The organism is Aeromonas sp. R1-2, assembly GCF_040908505.1.
GTDB lineage: Bacteria > Pseudomonadota > Gammaproteobacteria > Enterobacterales > Aeromonadaceae > Aeromonas > Aeromonas veronii.
The window spans coordinates 76,431-90,527 of sequence record NZ_JBFODU010000055.1; the positions used below are offsets into that span (position 1 = coordinate 76,431).

Below are 14,097 nucleotides of genomic sequence, written 5' to 3' on the forward strand. Positions count from 1 at the left end.
AATATTGAAAACCTTTTCATGTTGTTAATTCAGGGAGAGAAATACGATGGCAGGCATTTTGACCATGATCCTGGCTGGTGGCGAAGGTACTCGCTTGCAGCCTCTGACCACCACCCGCAGCAAGCCTTCCGTCCCCTTCGGTGGCAGCTACCGGCTGATCGACTTTGTCCTCAACAACTTCGTCAACGCCGACTTTCTGCGCATCTATGTACTGACCCAATTCAAATCACAGTCCCTCTACCTGCACATGAAGAAGGGGTGGAATATCGTCGGCATCACCGACCGCTTTATCGATCCCATCCCGGCCCAGATGCGGATGGGCAAACGCTGGTATGACGGCACCGCCGATGCCATCTACCAGAACCTCGGCTTTATCGAGCGGGCCGAACCGGATCATGTCTGCATCTTCGGCTCCGACCACATCTACAAGATGGATGTGAGCCAGATGGTCACCTTCCACAAGCAGAAGAACGCCGCCATGACGGTCGCCGCCCTGCGCATGCCCATCGAAGAGGCGAGCGCCTTCGGGGTGATCGAGGTGGATACCGAAGGGCGGATGATCGGCTTTCAGGAAAAGCCGAAGCAGCCCAAGCACATTCCCGGCGATCCGACCCAGGCGCTGGTCTCCATGGGCAACTACATCTTCGAGACCGATGCCCTCTGCCGCGAGTTGAAGCGGGATGCCGCCGAAGAGAACTCCAGCCACGACTTTGGCAAGGATGTGATCCCGAGCCTCTACCCACGTGCCCCCGTCTATGTCTATGACTACAGCACCAACGTCATCCCCGGCGAGAAACCGCACGTCTACTGGCGGGATGTGGGCACCCTCGATTCTTATTGGCAAGCGCACATGGACCTGGTGGCTGACAATCCCCCCTTCTCCCTCTATAACCGCAAGTGGCCCCTGCACACCCACTATCCAGCGCTGCCACCGGCCACCTTCATCGACAGCGACGAGTGCAAGGTGAAGATCGCCAACTCGCTGATCTCCGCCGGTTGCTTCATTCAGGGCAGCCAGATCCAGCGATCCATCCTTGGTTTCCGCTGCAATATCGGCGCGTGCAGCCATATCAGTGAATCCGTGCTGCTGGGGGACGTGAAGATTGGTGAAGGGTGCTCCATCCGGCGCGCCATCATTGATAAAAACGTTGAAATTGCGCCAGGCACCGTTATCGGTGAAAATCTGGACCACGATAGAGAGCGATTTACCGTATCCGAAGGCGGTATCGTGGTGGTACCTAAGGGAGCAAGAGTTGGCTATTAACCCACTGAAAATCCTGTTTGTTGCCTCGGAAGTTGAGGGGCTGGTCAAAACCGGGGGCCTGGCCGATGTCGCCAGAGCCCTGCCGATGTACCTGGCCCAGAAGGGACATGATGTCAGGATCATGTTGCCCTTCTACAAGACGATAAAGCGACGGGACGAGGCCAGACTGGTGGCGTCACGCTGGCTGCCAACTCACCCCGGGCTGCCGGATATCGGTTATCGCATCTACCAGATGGAGCTGGATGGCGTCTGCGTCTATCTGCTCGACTGCCCGCAATATTTCGATCGTCCCCAGCTCTACGCCGAGAACAATCAGGCCTATCCGGATAATGGCGAGCGCTTTGCCTTCTTCTCGGCCGCGGCCCTCCATGCCTGCGAGCAGCTTGGCTTTGCTCCGGATATCGCCCACTGCAATGACTGGCACACCGGCCTGCTGCCACTGCTGCTGAAAACCCGTTACGCCCACAACCCCTTCTTCCAGCAGACCCGCAGCGTGATCAGCATTCACAACGCGGCGTTTCAGGGGGTGTTTGGCCGCGAGCAGTTCTGGGCCATGCCCGAGATCGCCGACTACGAACGCCGCATCAACTACGACTACGGCCACGTCAATCTGCTCAAATGCGGGGTGCTCTACGCCGACAAGATCAATGCGGTCAGCCCCAACTATGCCCAGGAGCTGCTGACTCACCTCGGCGCCCACGGCATGGCACATATCTTCCAGCAACGGGCGGCGGATCTCTGCGGCATCCTCAACGGCTGCGACTACAAGGACTGGGATCCTGAGTTCGACGAATTCCTGCCTGCGACCTACAGCATCGACAACATGGCTGGCAAACAGATCTGCAAAGAGAGCCTGCAGCAGGAGGCGGGGCTGGCCGTGGCAGACTTGCCCATCTACGGCATGGTTTGCCGCCTGACCGAGCAGAAGGGCGTTCCCCTGCTGCTCCCTGCGCTGGAGAAATTCCTCCACCATCAGGTACAAGTGGTGATCGTCGGCTCTGGCGATCCTGCGCTCGCCACGCAACTGCAAACCATGGCCCGGGATTATCCGGGCAAGCTCGCCTTCATCAACACCTATGACGATCGGCTGGCTCATCTGGTCGAAGCCGGTGCCGACTTCTTCCTGATGCCCTCTCTGTTCGAGCCTTGCGGCCTCAACCAGATGTACAGTCTCGCCTATGGCACCCTGCCACTGGTGCGCGCCGTGGGTGGTCTGAAAGATACCGTGGTGGATTGGGATGCCGATCCCGAGCATGCCACCGGCTTCTGTTTTAACGATCCGACTGCCGCCATCCTGCTCGATACCATGCGCCGCAGCCTGCTCTATTTCCTGCAGGACAAAGAGCGTTTTACCAAGGTACAGCGCAATGCCATGAGCACCCGCTTCAACTGGCCTGACTCGGTCACCCAGTATGAACGGATGTATCAGAGCGCATTGGGCCGTTACTGAACGCCAAACGTCAGCTGATTGCTGAAGTTTTGTACCCTTGGCGCCACTTTGGGCGTCAACAGCGAAAAAAGTCCCCTTTGGCTGTTGACGCTCCCCCAAAACTCTATAGAATCCCCCTCCGCAGTGATGCGAAGGTGGCGGAATTGGTAGACGCGCTAGCTTCAGGTGTTAGTGTCCCACGGATGTGAGGGTTCGAGTCCCTCTCTTCGCACCAATACTGCCATGCTGATTCAGCAGCATGTAAATCCAACTAGAAAACCCGAATGTGCGAAGGTGGCGGAATTGGTAGACGCGCTAGCTTCAGGTGTTAGTGCCCCCCGGGTGTGAGGGTTCGAGTCCCTCTCTTCGCACCATGCTTCTCCAGACAGCATGTAAATCAAAACTGGTAACACAATGTGCGAAGGTGGCGGAATTGGTAGACGCGCTAGCTTCAGGTGTTAGTGTCCCACGGATGTGAGGGTTCGAGTCCCTCTCTTCGCACCATGCTTTATCCAGACAGCATGTAAATCCAGACTGGAAACCCGAATGTGCGAAGGTGGCGGAATTGGTAGACGCGCTAGCTTCAGGTGTTAGTGCCCCTCGGGTGTGAGGGTTCGAGTCCCTCTCTTCGCACCATGATTCTGACATGTAAAAACAGAGCAATGCGCTCCAACCGCATTTAAAAACCAGCTGGAGAAAATCAGTGTGCGAAGGTGGCGGAATTGGTAGACGCGCTAGCTTCAGGTGTTAGTGTCCCACGGATGTGAGGGTTCGAGTCCCTCTCTTCGCACCATTCATTACGCAAAAGGCCCATCACGAAAGTGATGGGCCTTTTGTTTTTACTCCTTGTTATGGCTATGCTTTTGACGACTCCCCGCTCATCGTCATGCCAAGGAACGCATATGATACTGGATACCGACATTCACAACTTTTACGAACATCTGGTGCTCAAGGAGATTGAGAAACAGGGGCTGCAGCAAAAGCTCAACAGCGATCAGATGGCCGACCTCTGCTGCCTCACCCTCAACCAGCTTCCGGCCCACTATATTCGCCACAATGTCGACATGATCTACTTCCTGACCGATGCAAAGCGCACCGAAATGGAGAAGCTGGTGGTCGAATCGCTCAAGGTGGCACAGCAGAAGATCAAGCAGGCTCCCGTCAAAAGCTCATAACCAGGGCTGCTGCCAGAGCAGGGTAACGATACCGGTCAACCCGGCCACTGGCAGCAAGATCAAGGCGGGGCGCAATCCGGGCTCCAGCATCACCCAGGCAGCCAGCAGAAAACCTACACTCCAGGTGCCGTACTCTTTATCCTGACCCCATGCGAGTACGGCCACCGCCACCAGCAACATCATACCCCGCAATATCCAGCGCATTTTTTTCTCCCCAACCAACAATTGATAATAATTATCATCTTCATCTACTGGGGATGCAAGTGGCGTCACAGGCAAGCCTCGTATGTAACCCTTTGTGTCAACAGGCCGCTCAAAAACGGGTTATGAGATCAACTAATTTGTGATTTTTTCAATCAAATGTGTATTTTTACCAATTTGATGGGGCTTTAACCCGCCGGGTTTGTGGTAGATTGCGGCCTCTTTTTGGGTTGCCTCCTCGGGATCGATGTATCCACAGGACGAGAGGGAGTGACCTTGGCGAGCAAGAGTTTAGGAAGTATCTATGCAAAACCAACAAAACCACATCCGACTACCGGGCATGGCACAGGTATTTGCCTGTCTGGCCATTTTCCTGGCCCTGGCATTCTCGTTCACCAGCGTGCTCGATCTGCCGATCCAGCTGGCGTTGTTCATCGCCTGGTTCGTCATCATGGGGCTTGGCATCAAACTCGGCCACGATTACAAATCCCTGGAACAGGCTGCCGTTGAAGGCGTTGCCAAGGGGATGGGGGCCATCCTGATCCTGGTCTCCGTCGGTGCCCTGGTCGGCACCTGGATTGCCGGTGGCATAGTCCCCAGCATCATCTACTTCGGCCTCAAGGTGATCCATCCGTCCATCTTCCTGCTGGCAACCCTGATCATCTGCTCCCTGACCTCGCTGGCCACCGGCACTTCCTGGGGCTCTGCCGCCACTGCCGGCATCGCCATGATGGGGATCGGCCACAGCCTCGGCGTGCCTGCGCCGCTGGTAGCCGGTGCCGTGCTCTCCGGCGTCTACTTCGGTGACAAGCTCTCTCCGCTCTCCGACTCAGTAGTGCTGGCTTCGACCATGTCCAACGTCGACGTGGTGGAGCATATCAAGGGGATGCTGCCTATCAGCCTGCTCTCCTATGTCATCACCGCCGCGCTGTTCACAGTGGTGGGCATGCAGTATTCGGGCAATGTCAGCCTGGAGCAGGTCAATCTGGTGATGGAGGCGCTCGACAACCAGTTCAACATTACCCCACTGGCCATAGTGCCGGTGGTGCTGGTACTGGGCCTGTTGGCCAATCGCAAGCCCGCCTTCCCGGTGATCAGCTTCGGCGCCCTGCTTGGCCTGATCTGGGCCATCGCCTTCCAGGGCATGGATCCGGTCAAGGCAATGCACTCGGCTTATAGTCCGTTTGCCATCACCTCCGGCATCGATTTTATCGACAACATTCTCGGGCGCGGCGGCATGGAGTCCATGCTGGGCTCGGTCGCGGTCATCATCTTCGGTCTCGGGTTTGGCGGCCTGCTGGAGAAGGTCGGTATTCTGGAAGTGATCGCCAGCGCCTTCGAGAAGCGCATCAATAGCGTCGGCAGCCTGACCAGCCACACCATCGGCACCGCGTTTCTGGCCAACGTGTTTGGCTCAGCCATGTATGTGTCGCTGATCCTGACCCCCAAGATCATGGCCAAAAACTACGACCGACTGGGACTGGCGCGCAAGAACCTCTCTCGCAACGCCGAGTTTGGCGGCACCCTCACCTGCGGCATGGTGCCCTGGAGCGACAACGGCATCTTCATGGCCGGGGTGCTGGGGGTGGCAACCCTCGACTACCTGCCCTATATGTGGCTGAGCTTCACCTGCATCATTGTGACCATCGCCCTCGCCTACATGGGCAAGGCCGTGAACCGGATCCCGCTGGTCGCGGCGGCAAGCTCCCGTTAAGCCATCCTGAAACAACAAAGGCGCCACCAAGGCGCCTTTGTTGTTTCAGGGGGGGATGCTGTTTTACCGTCATCCCAGAGCCCACAAACAAAAACAGCCCTCGTTGCCGAGAGCCGTTTCATCAGACCGATAATGCCGATCAGATGGAGAAGCTGGAGCCACAGCCACAGGTCGTGGTGGCATTGGGGTTGGTCACGGTGAAGCGTGAACCTTCCAGACCCTCGGTGTAATCCACACTGCCGCCTACCAGATATTGCAGGCTCATGGGATCGATCACCATGGTGACGCCATTCTTCTCGACTACGGTGTCCCCGTCGTTGATCTTCTCATCAAAGGTAAAGCCATACTGGAAACCGGAGCAGCCCCCACCCGTGATGTATACCCGCAGCTTCAGCTCGGGATTCTCTTCCTCGGTGATCAGGTTCTTCACCTTGTTGGCCGCCGCATCCGTCATCTGGATGGGCAGCGGGGCTTCTGCTACTGCACTCATTACTGACCTCACAACCATTAGATCCACAAACATGGAAACCGCGAAATTATCCAATACCCGACCATTCAGTTCAAGTATTCACCACGTTTAACCGGCCGCGGGAACCGGAGCAGGCGGCGCGGCGACCAGCGGCTTGATCACCTCGCCCCACTCAACCAGCAGCTCTTGCGCCGGTTGCCTGCCATCCTTGTTGATGGTGACACGGATCCGATCCGGCACAAAGCCTTCCGGCAACTGCCAATTCCCTTCCAGCAGCTGAAAATAACGCAGGGCATAGCGCCACTCACTCACCTTCATCCCGAGATCGCGGCCGGTTAGCGTCTTCGGCTTGTCAGCCAGACTCCCCTCGACCCGGATCTGCACCTGACCACGAAACAGCTCCCGCTTCTTGGCGGGCTGGGTCAGGGCGAGACGATAGTGATAGCGACCGGGAATGCTGGTCTCCTGCAGAGTCAGGTTGTCGATCACCACCCCCACCTGTTCGCCGGTGGGGCGCATGATCCGCTCGAAAAAGGCCAGCTGGCGCTTGAGCTCCTGCACCTGCGCCTCCTGACTCTTCAGGGTGGTCTGCAACTGCTCGAAGGCCGCTTTCTGGGTCGCCAGCTGGGTATCTTTCACCCCCAATTCGGTCTTGAGCTGGCCGATGGCCTTGCCCTGACGATCCAGCGTCTCCTGCTGTACCACCAACAGACTGCTCTGGGCCAGCTCCTGACGGTTACCGACAAAGTAACCGATGAGCCCGCCAACGGCTAACACGACCAATAACTTCAATAGATTGGACATAGCCCCTCATCCCGTTATCACGCTATTTACGGCAGCGCCTCTCCCTTCACTATACCGCCCTGACCGGGGCCAAAGGCGATAAAGGGAAAAATTAACTGGCCGTGGCACTGCCATCACCCCGCTTTTGACGCGCGGCGAGCCGTAAAGTTCGCTCCAGGATCTGGGAATAGATGGGTCGGCCACCCAGCCACTGGGCAACCAGAGTCGCCCCGACCGTGGTAATCATCATCGGCAGGATCAGCTGATAGTTGTCGGTCATCTCGGTGACCAGCACGATACCGGTGATGGGGGCACGCACGGTGGCGGCAAACAGCGCCCCCATGCCGGCGATGGCAAAGGCACCGGGCTCGATGCCCAGCTCGGGAAACGCCGCATGAAACAGATGGCCGAACACCACGCCAAACAGGGTGCCTAGTGCGAGGGTCGGCGCAAACACCCCACCCGGGGCACCGGAGCAGAAGCAGATGAGGGTCGCCACCAGCCGCACCGAGAAGATGAGGAACAGGGTCGCCATCGCATACTCATCGCCCATCAGATGGGGGATGAGTTCAGTGCCGCCGCCGGTCACCGAGGGAGCAAACAGCGACAGCACACCAAACGTTCCGGCGACCAGCATGCCGATGGCCACGAAACGGTGGCGCTTGTTCTGATGCAGCGCCAGATAACCATCCTGACAGGCAAGCACCAGCTTGTTGAAGACAAAACCGAGCACCCCGAAGGTGGCCCCCATAAAGAGGAACAGCCAGAGCGCCTTGAGGGCTGGCGCATCGTAGTGAGGCAGGGTGATCACCGCCCCCTGCCCTTTCATGTTCTGCAGCATCAGGGTCGCCATGATGGCGGAGATCCCCACCGCCTTGATGGCCAGAAAGGAGTAGCGGAATTGCGGTCGCATCTCCTCCATCACGAACAGGATGCCCGCCAGCGGCGCATTGAAGGCAGCCGCCAGTCCACCCGCCGCACCGGCCGCCAGCAGGGCGTGGCCATGCTCCTTGGGCAGTCGGAAGATATCCGCCACCATCTTGCCGAGGTTGCCGCCAATCTGCACCGAGGGTCCCTCCCGCCCCAGCACCATACCGGAGCTCAGGGTACAGATGCCGCCGAAGAACTTGACCGGCAACACTCGCCACCACCGCACCGGACGCAGATCGTCCATCGCCCCCTCGATCTCGGGAATGCCGGAGCCGCCCGCTTCCGGGGCAAAGGTATGAGTGAGGAAGTAACCGACAAATCCCAGCAAGGCGCTGAAGCCAAAGCCAAGCAGACCGAGCTGCCACCAGGGGCGGTCTGCCAGCAAGGCGATACGTTGTTCTGCCAGCCAGTGGACACCAGATTCGAAAAGGCCGCACACCAGTCCGGCCAGGGTGCCGACCAGCGCCGCCAGCAACAGAACCAGCAAGGGCATCTTGTCTTGCCGGATAATGCGGGAAAGCGGCCCCCGCGAAGAGGTATCGGCTTCAGAGGAGAGAGCTTGTTGCGCCATCTTGTTACACCAACTTGGAAAAACCATATCGTCAGCTAGCTGAGATCAGGATCACCCGGCGCGTTGCTCGGCTGCCCAGGGCTGGGGCTTTCTGCTATAGTCGGCCCGTTAAATTTTTGTCACGGGAGTAGACCGAGAGTCCGGGTGGCGAGAGCGCAAAGCATACTCCTGATGCTCCGGCCTGCCGAGTCTCAATCGGCTGCAATCCCTTGTGTGACGACCAAAATCCCATTAAGGATGATCCATGTCAAAATCAGATCAGCTGTTTGAACAGGCCCGCCAGACCATTCCGGGTGGCGTCAACTCACCGGTCCGCGCCTTCAATGGGGTCGGCGGCACGCCCCGCTTCATCGATCACGCCGATGGCGCCTACCTCTATGATGTGGATGGTCAGGCCTACGTGGATTACATCGGCTCCTGGGGCCCCATGCTGCTGGGTCACAACCACCCGGCCATCAAAGCCGCCGTCATCAAGGCCGTTGAGAAGGGGCTGAGCTACGGTGCGCCGACCGAGATCGAAGTGCTGATGGCCGAGAAAGTCCGCCAGATCGTCCCATCCATGGAGCAGGTGCGGATGGTCAACTCCGGCACCGAAGCCACCATGAGCGCCATCCGTCTGGCCCGCGGCTACACCGGCCGCGACAAGATCGTCAAATTCGAGGGCTGCTACCACGGCCACGCCGACTCCCTGCTGGTCAAGGCAGGTTCCGGCGCCCTGACCCTGGGTCAGCCCAACAGCCCGGGCGTTCCGGCCGATTTCGCCAAACACACCCTGACCTGCGTCTTCAACGATCTGGATTCGGTGCGTGAAGCCTTCACCCAGTACGGCAGCGAGATCGCCTGTATCATCGTCGAGCCGGTCGCAGGCAACATGAACTGCATCCCACCGGTGCCCGGCTTCCTAGAAGGGCTGCGCGCCATCTGTGACGAGTTCGGCGCCCTGCTGATCCTGGACGAGGTGATGACCGGCTTCCGCGTCTCCCTGCGCGGTGCCCAGGGCCACTACAACATCGACCCGGATCTCACCACCCTCGGCAAGATCATCGGTGCCGGCATGCCTGTAGGCGCCTTCGGCGGCAAGAAGAAGGTGATGCAACACATCGCACCGACCGGCCCTGTCTATCAGGCGGGTACTCTCTCCGGCAACCCGGTGGCCATGGCAGCCGGTCTGACCATGCTGGATCTGCTGCTGGAGCCGGGCCTCTATGAGCAGCTGAGCGCCAAGACTGCGCGGGTTGCAGAAGGACTGAAAGCGGCCGCCGCTAAGCACGGCATCCCGCTCGCCATCAACTATGTGGGCGGCATGTTCGGCTTCTTCTTCACCGAAGAGAGCGAAATCACCCGCTACGAGCAGGTCACTCGCTGCGATATGGAACGCTTCAAGCGCTTCTACCATCTCATGCTGGAAGAGGGTGTCTATCTGGCACCGAGCGCCTACGAGGCGGGCTTCCTGTCGCTGGCTCACGGTGACAAGGAGATCGAACATACCCTGGCTGCCGCCGAGCGCAGCTTCGCCAAGCTGGCTGGCTAAATCGCCGCAGGTTGTCGCAGAAGGGCCCGTCATGGGCCCTTTTCTATTACAGAGACTCCATCACCACACTGGGCGGCAATACGCCCATTTCTGGTGCATTCCCCCCTCGTTATCCACCGATTTGTCATTCTCTGGTGCAACTTGCCCCGCCATCCCTGTCATAAAGCAGGCCCACTATTTGCACATTCACCACAAGAGCCCACGTCACCGAGGTCCATATGGCAGAGATGAGCCCCATCGATGTGCTGCGGCGCTATCAGGAGTATCAGGAAGAGCTGACCCCGCTACTGCAGGGGCTGCTCAGTGCCCCCCTTGCCTCACTCAAGGGGTATCCCTTTGTGGTCAGCATTGACCACTATCAGGGGCCGATGTGCATCCAGCCTGCGGCACCGGCCGCCCATAACCGGTTGCACCTTATCGTGCAGGGGCAAGGACGAGAGATCACCGTCTGTCTGAATCAGCTGATTGGCTGGTTGATGGGAGACAGGGAGCGCCGCCGCGCCATGCCCTGGTTCAAGGCGGTCTATGTGGTGCTCAGCATGGCGCTGTTTTTGATCGTCGCCACCCTGATCTGGCACGGGCTAGAGCAGCTCTACCAGCTATTGTGCGGCGAGCAGCAGAACCAGCTCGGCGCCTTTAGCGCCATAATCTTCCTGACACTGGCACTGGCGGTGTTCGATCTGGGCAAGACCATTCTGGAAGAGGAGGTACTGCTGCATAAGGATATCTTCCGCCACAGTGCCATTCGCCGCACCATCACCCGCTTTATCGCCGCCATTCTGATCGCGGTCTCCATCGAGGGACTGTTGCTGCTGTTCAAAGGCTCGCTCGGCCAGAGCGAGCTGCTCTGGCCAGCGGTCGGAGTGATGGGGTGTGCGGTGGGTTTGCTGCTAGCGCTTGGCCTCTATGTTTTTCTGGGGGCCAAGGCCGAAGCGGCACTGGTACAGGCTAGCCTGCGCTCTCCACCGCCAGTTGCACAGAGGAGCGACGCGCCGCCCGCCAGGAGGCGTACATGGTCCAGGAGGTATAGATGACGATAAAGGCAACCAGCCACTTCAGCATCTCCATATCCATGGATTTGACCAGCATGGCGGCCAGCACCACACCGATGGGACCGAAGATGGCTACCGCCAGCACAGCCTTGGCATCAAACGCCCCTTTGCGGATAAAGGTGCCTGCGGAGAAGACGCTAAGCACGGCGGTGGAGCCCATCATGATGGGAAACGCCGCCAGCGGGTTCATCCCCAGCAGATAAACCAGCGTCATGCAGGGGGCAAACAGGCCGATACCGACATTCATCAGCACCCCGAAGATGAAATTGCCGAGCAGGGCGATCGCCAGCTTGTAGCCGCTGAGCCCCATCGCATCGCCGCCTACAGGGAAAAGCCCCAGCAGACCGGCAAAGATAAGCCCTGCAACGACCAGCAAGGAGATGGCCATCACCAGCCGGATGGTCTGCCGATCAAACGAAGCCACATGGCGAGCTCCCCAGGCTGCGCCCGCTGCGGCGGCCATCATCATGCTGATCAGCGTCAGCGGCTCCACTGCGACTGCACCGACGAAGATCAGCGACTGAGTCACGGTCGGCAGCACGCACTGCCCATTGAGGGTACCCGGCAGTACCCGGTCATCGATCAGCTTGAACTGCTTGTAGCAGGCGGTCTTTACCGCAAAGCTGCCCACCCCCAGGGTATCGAGGAAGTTGGCAACCCCACCGATCAACGCCACCGGCCAGAAGGGGGTCGCCTCAAAGGATCCACTCTGCTTCTTCCGCCAGCAAGCTTGCACCAGCATAAAGATGAATACGAGGCCACCGGCTATAAAAACCAGCCGTAAAATATCAACTAACATAGGGGTTTCTCCTGCAACGGGCGGCGATTCTAAGGCAAGCAGCAGAAAAAATCTTGACCGGAATTAAGCAATGCTCACGACACGCCTCTGCGAGGCGAAATATTTATCAATAGACTCCGAACGACTCTGCTAATACTTGTTACTGAGGCCAACAGGCCGCGTCCTAAGCACGTTGTTATGGTCCTTTCGCGACGACCACTTGTGCCAAAGGACATAATAAAAAAGAGGGCCGGTAGTGATACCGACCCTCTTTCTGTATCTGGCCGGGGCGCTGGGCCCTCGACCATGGCAACTGCTTATTGAATGCTCTTGCCGGCACGCACGTCCTTGATAAACCCCTTCAGGCTGGCCAGATCACGGGGGGCACCGCGCAGGATCTGATCACCGATGATGAAGGCCGGGGTACCGGAGATACCGAGCGCTTCAGCCAGCGCACGGTTGGTACCGAGGTTCTGGTCAATGCTGCCATCCTTGATCTTGGCCTCCACCTTGCTCCAGTCCACACCGGCCGCCACAGCCAACTGCTTGACCTGTGCTTCATCAGCGAGCGGGCCCTGATGGGTATAGAGCTTCTCGTGGAACGCCTGGTACTTGTCAGGCTGACCCAGCTGGACCGCCAGCGCAGCACGGGCTGCGAAGTAGGAGGACTCGCTCAGAATGGGGAACTGCTTGTAGATGTAACGGATATCTTTATCTTCCGCCATCATCTGCTTGACCAGCGGATGGGCCCGTTTGCAGTAACCGCAGTTGTAATCAAAAAACTCCACAATGGTCAGCGACGCCTTCGGATTCCCCATCTCGGGATCCTGATTGGCATAAAGCTGCTTGGAGTGAGCCTTGATCAGCGCCTTGTCACTCTCGGCCTGCTGGCTCTCCTGCTTGGCACGCAGGGCATTGGACATCTCGACCAGGATCTCGGGATTCTTGACCAGATAGTCGCGAACGATTTGCTCGACATCGCTTTTGGTCAGCTCGCTTGCATGTACCGGCGTCGCCAGCAGGGTCACGCCAGCCAGCGCGCAAAACAGGGCATTTTTAATAGTCATAACGTTATCTTTCAGAGGATATGATAGAGGCCACTATAGTGGTTGAGTCTGTTTTCAAGTCAAGTTATCTGGCCAAAAAAGCGCTTGATGCACCCTGATTGCCACTTTTTCATGTCGTTTCGTGCAATTAACCAGCAATCGAACCGGACGGGGATTTACAAGCCGGATCAGCATGGTAATATTCGCCGCACTGCTGCGGAGGGGTGGCAGAGCGGCTGAATGCACCGGTCTTGAAAACCGGCGATGGGCGACCATCCGTGGGTTCAAATCCCACCTCCTCCGCCATTCATACCGAGCCCATGCAACCATGTTGCGTGGGCTTTTTATTTGCCTGCGATTTGTCATTCCTCATAGATCTCAACACATTAGTCTTCTTCAACTCCTTTCTTGATCTTCTCACCTGCGGGCTCAACAGCTGCCACAAGATCCCCTACCAACATCGAACCTCTGCGTTCCTGCGGGTATCCCTTCCCAATTCCTTATTACCCTAAACAACAACGACCAACGCAGCGACCACAGCTTCAACATGTTGGCACCGCCAATAACCCCTCTTCGGAATAAAGTCAGGGCCGGTTAACACAGTCATAGAAAAGCAGGGACGATGGGGTTGCGGCTTAAAAAGAGGGAGCAGCTAACTCAGGAAGCAGAAACCCCAAGCAAGAGATCATGACGTATAAGCGATCATGGGATTCACAGGTTATGGCGATGCCAGCCCTGCCATACAGAGCAACTGCTTTACATGAAGAAAGAGTAAAAGCGTAACATCAGGCTATTCGTTGAACCGAAAGATAACAGCGAGTACCAATAAAAACAGAAGAAAGGAATAACTCAGGTCAAATATCAGGCGATTTAATAAATTGCAGGCAATAAAAAACCCCGCTCGATGAGCGGGGTTCTTAAATTGTGTGCCTGGCAGTGTCCTACTCTCGCATGGCGAATGCCACACTACCATCGGCGCTACCGCGTTTCACTTCTGAGTTCGGCATGGGATCAGGTGGTTCCACGGCGCTATGGCCGCCAGGCAAATTCTTAATCTGAAAAGCTGACGTGAATAACGACTTGGCTAGTTTGCTTTGTCATTAACACTGAATTCGTAGTTCGCTTAGGTTTGCTACAAGCCTTAGAACACTTCT

12 protein-coding genes, 6 tRNA genes and 1 rRNA gene are annotated in these 14,097 nt (G+C 57.7%); 12 read left to right on the top strand and 7 right to left on the bottom strand.

Going from position 1 to position 14,097, the window contains the following annotated elements:
• The first annotated feature begins 46 nt into the window (after positions 1-46).
• From glgC to AB5Y76_RS19170, 8 genes are all read left to right on the top strand, one after another.
• Positions 47-1,264 carry a glucose-1-phosphate adenylyltransferase gene (gene glgC / locus AB5Y76_RS19135; RefSeq protein ID WP_005340236.1) on the top strand — a complete coding sequence of 406 codons (1,218 nt, stop codon included), beginning with the start codon at positions 47-49 and terminating at the stop codon, positions 1,262-1,264.
• Positions 1,254-2,714: a glycogen synthase GlgA gene (gene glgA, locus AB5Y76_RS19140; protein ID WP_263718529.1), complete on the top strand. Its 1,461-nt coding sequence runs from the start codon at positions 1,254-1,256 to the stop codon at positions 2,712-2,714. Before glgC ends, glgA begins: the two co-directional genes overlap by 11 nt.
• 128 nt (positions 2,715-2,842) lie before the next feature.
• Positions 2,843-2,928: transfer RNA gene (locus tag AB5Y76_RS19145), tRNA-Leu, on the top strand.
• Between the two features lie 53 nt (positions 2,929-2,981).
• Positions 2,982-3,067 (top strand) — tRNA-Leu (locus AB5Y76_RS19150).
• A gap of 44 nt (positions 3,068-3,111) precedes the next feature.
• Positions 3,112-3,197: transfer RNA gene (locus AB5Y76_RS19155), tRNA-Leu, on the top strand.
• Between the two features lie 46 nt (positions 3,198-3,243).
• Positions 3,244-3,329, top strand: a tRNA-Leu gene (locus AB5Y76_RS19160).
• A gap of 71 nt (positions 3,330-3,400) precedes the next feature.
• Positions 3,401-3,486 (top strand) — tRNA-Leu (locus tag AB5Y76_RS19165).
• 109 nt (positions 3,487-3,595) lie between these two features.
• Positions 3,596-3,868: a late competence development ComFB family protein gene (locus AB5Y76_RS19170; protein ID WP_005343036.1), complete on the top strand. Its 273-nt coding sequence runs from the start codon at positions 3,596-3,598 to the stop codon at positions 3,866-3,868.
• Here the strand turns inward: AB5Y76_RS19170 and AB5Y76_RS19175 are convergent.
• Positions 3,863-4,072: a hypothetical protein gene (locus AB5Y76_RS19175; RefSeq protein ID WP_005343034.1), complete on the bottom strand. Its 210-nt coding sequence runs from the start codon at positions 4,070-4,072 to the stop codon at positions 3,863-3,865. The two genes, AB5Y76_RS19170 and AB5Y76_RS19175, sit on opposite strands and share 6 nt — an antisense overlap.
• A 301-nt stretch (positions 4,073-4,373) precedes the next feature.
• Between AB5Y76_RS19175 and nhaC the strand changes: the two genes are divergently transcribed.
• Entirely contained in the window at positions 4,374-5,783 is a 1,410-nt protein-coding gene (gene nhaC, locus AB5Y76_RS19180; RefSeq protein ID WP_263718530.1) for a Na+/H+ antiporter NhaC, read from the top strand.
• A 139-nt stretch (positions 5,784-5,922) separates the two neighbouring features.
• On the opposite strand, the gene erpA is transcribed toward nhaC, so the two are convergent.
• From erpA to clcA, 3 genes are all read right to left on the bottom strand, one after another.
• On the bottom strand, positions 5,923-6,273 hold the full coding sequence (gene erpA / locus AB5Y76_RS19185; RefSeq protein ID WP_005340225.1) for an iron-sulfur cluster insertion protein ErpA: 351 nt from the start codon (positions 6,271-6,273) through the stop codon (positions 5,923-5,925).
• Positions 6,274-6,360: 87 nt separating this feature from the next.
• Entirely contained in the window at positions 6,361-7,056 is a 696-nt protein-coding gene (locus tag AB5Y76_RS19190) for a DUF6776 family protein (RefSeq protein ID WP_005343032.1), read from the bottom strand.
• A 91-nt stretch (positions 7,057-7,147) separates the two neighbouring features.
• Positions 7,148-8,536, bottom strand: a complete 1,389-nt coding sequence (gene clcA / locus AB5Y76_RS19195; protein WP_040067313.1) for a H(+)/Cl(-) exchange transporter ClcA — start codon at positions 8,534-8,536, stop codon at positions 7,148-7,150.
• 244 nt (positions 8,537-8,780) lie between these two features.
• On the opposite strand from clcA, the gene hemL reads away from it, so the two are divergent.
• Together hemL and AB5Y76_RS19205 are read left to right on the top strand one after the other, a co-directional pair.
• The gene (hemL, locus tag AB5Y76_RS19200) at positions 8,781-10,067 is read left to right on the top strand and encodes a glutamate-1-semialdehyde 2,1-aminomutase (protein ID WP_064341840.1); all 1,287 of its coding nucleotides are present in this window, start codon (positions 8,781-8,783) and stop codon (positions 10,065-10,067) included.
• Between the two features lie 218 nt (positions 10,068-10,285).
• Entirely contained in the window at positions 10,286-11,101 is an 816-nt protein-coding gene (locus AB5Y76_RS19205; protein WP_158112669.1) for a hypothetical protein, read from the top strand.
• Here the strand turns inward: AB5Y76_RS19205 and AB5Y76_RS19210 are convergent.
• The gene (locus tag AB5Y76_RS19210) at positions 11,016-11,918 is read right to left on the bottom strand and encodes a sulfite exporter TauE/SafE family protein (protein WP_069529911.1); all 903 of its coding nucleotides are present in this window, start codon (positions 11,916-11,918) and stop codon (positions 11,016-11,018) included. The genes AB5Y76_RS19205 and AB5Y76_RS19210 overlap by 86 nt on opposite strands.
• Positions 11,919-12,214: 296 nt before the next feature.
• Positions 12,215-12,964 carry a DsbA family protein gene (locus AB5Y76_RS19215; protein WP_263718531.1) on the bottom strand — a complete coding sequence of 250 codons (750 nt, stop codon included), beginning with the start codon at positions 12,962-12,964 and terminating at the stop codon, positions 12,215-12,217.
• A gap of 197 nt (positions 12,965-13,161) precedes the next feature.
• Here AB5Y76_RS19215 and AB5Y76_RS19220 point away from each other — a divergent pair.
• Positions 13,162-13,249, top strand: a tRNA-Ser gene (locus tag AB5Y76_RS19220).
• 622 nt (positions 13,250-13,871) lie between these two features.
• Here the strand turns inward: AB5Y76_RS19220 and rrf are convergent.
• Positions 13,872-13,986: ribosomal RNA gene (gene rrf / locus AB5Y76_RS19225) — 5S ribosomal RNA — on the bottom strand.
• Positions 13,987-14,097: the final 111 nt, after the last annotated feature.

Excerpts from the sequence above, each read along its gene's own strand:
- glgC (WP_005340236.1), top strand. The coding sequence starts at position 47 with ATGGCAGGCATTTTGACCATGATCCTGGCTGGTGGCGAAGGTACTCGC.
- AB5Y76_RS19205 (WP_158112669.1), top strand. The coding sequence starts at position 10,286 with ATGGCAGAGATGAGCCCCATCGATGTGCTGCGGCGCTATCAGGAGTAT.
- AB5Y76_RS19190 (WP_005343032.1), bottom strand. The coding sequence starts at position 7,056 with ATGTCCAATCTATTGAAGTTATTGGTCGTGTTAGCCGTTGGCGGGCTC.
- AB5Y76_RS19210 (WP_069529911.1), bottom strand. The coding sequence starts at position 11,918 with ATGTTAGTTGATATTTTACGGCTGGTTTTTATAGCCGGTGGCCTCGTA.
- clcA (WP_040067313.1), bottom strand. The coding sequence starts at position 8,536 with ATGGCGCAACAAGCTCTCTCCTCTGAAGCCGATACCTCTTCGCGGGGG.
- AB5Y76_RS19170 (WP_005343036.1), top strand. The coding sequence starts at position 3,596 with ATGATACTGGATACCGACATTCACAACTTTTACGAACATCTGGTGCTC.
- nhaC (WP_263718530.1), top strand. The coding sequence starts at position 4,374 with ATGCAAAACCAACAAAACCACATCCGACTACCGGGCATGGCACAGGTA.
- AB5Y76_RS19175 (WP_005343034.1), bottom strand. The coding sequence starts at position 4,072 with ATGCGCTGGATATTGCGGGGTATGATGTTGCTGGTGGCGGTGGCCGTA.
- erpA (WP_005340225.1), bottom strand. The coding sequence starts at position 6,273 with ATGAGTGCAGTAGCAGAAGCCCCGCTGCCCATCCAGATGACGGATGCG.
- hemL (WP_064341840.1), top strand. The coding sequence starts at position 8,781 with ATGTCAAAATCAGATCAGCTGTTTGAACAGGCCCGCCAGACCATTCCG.
- AB5Y76_RS19215 (WP_263718531.1), bottom strand. The coding sequence starts at position 12,964 with ATGACTATTAAAAATGCCCTGTTTTGCGCGCTGGCTGGCGTGACCCTG.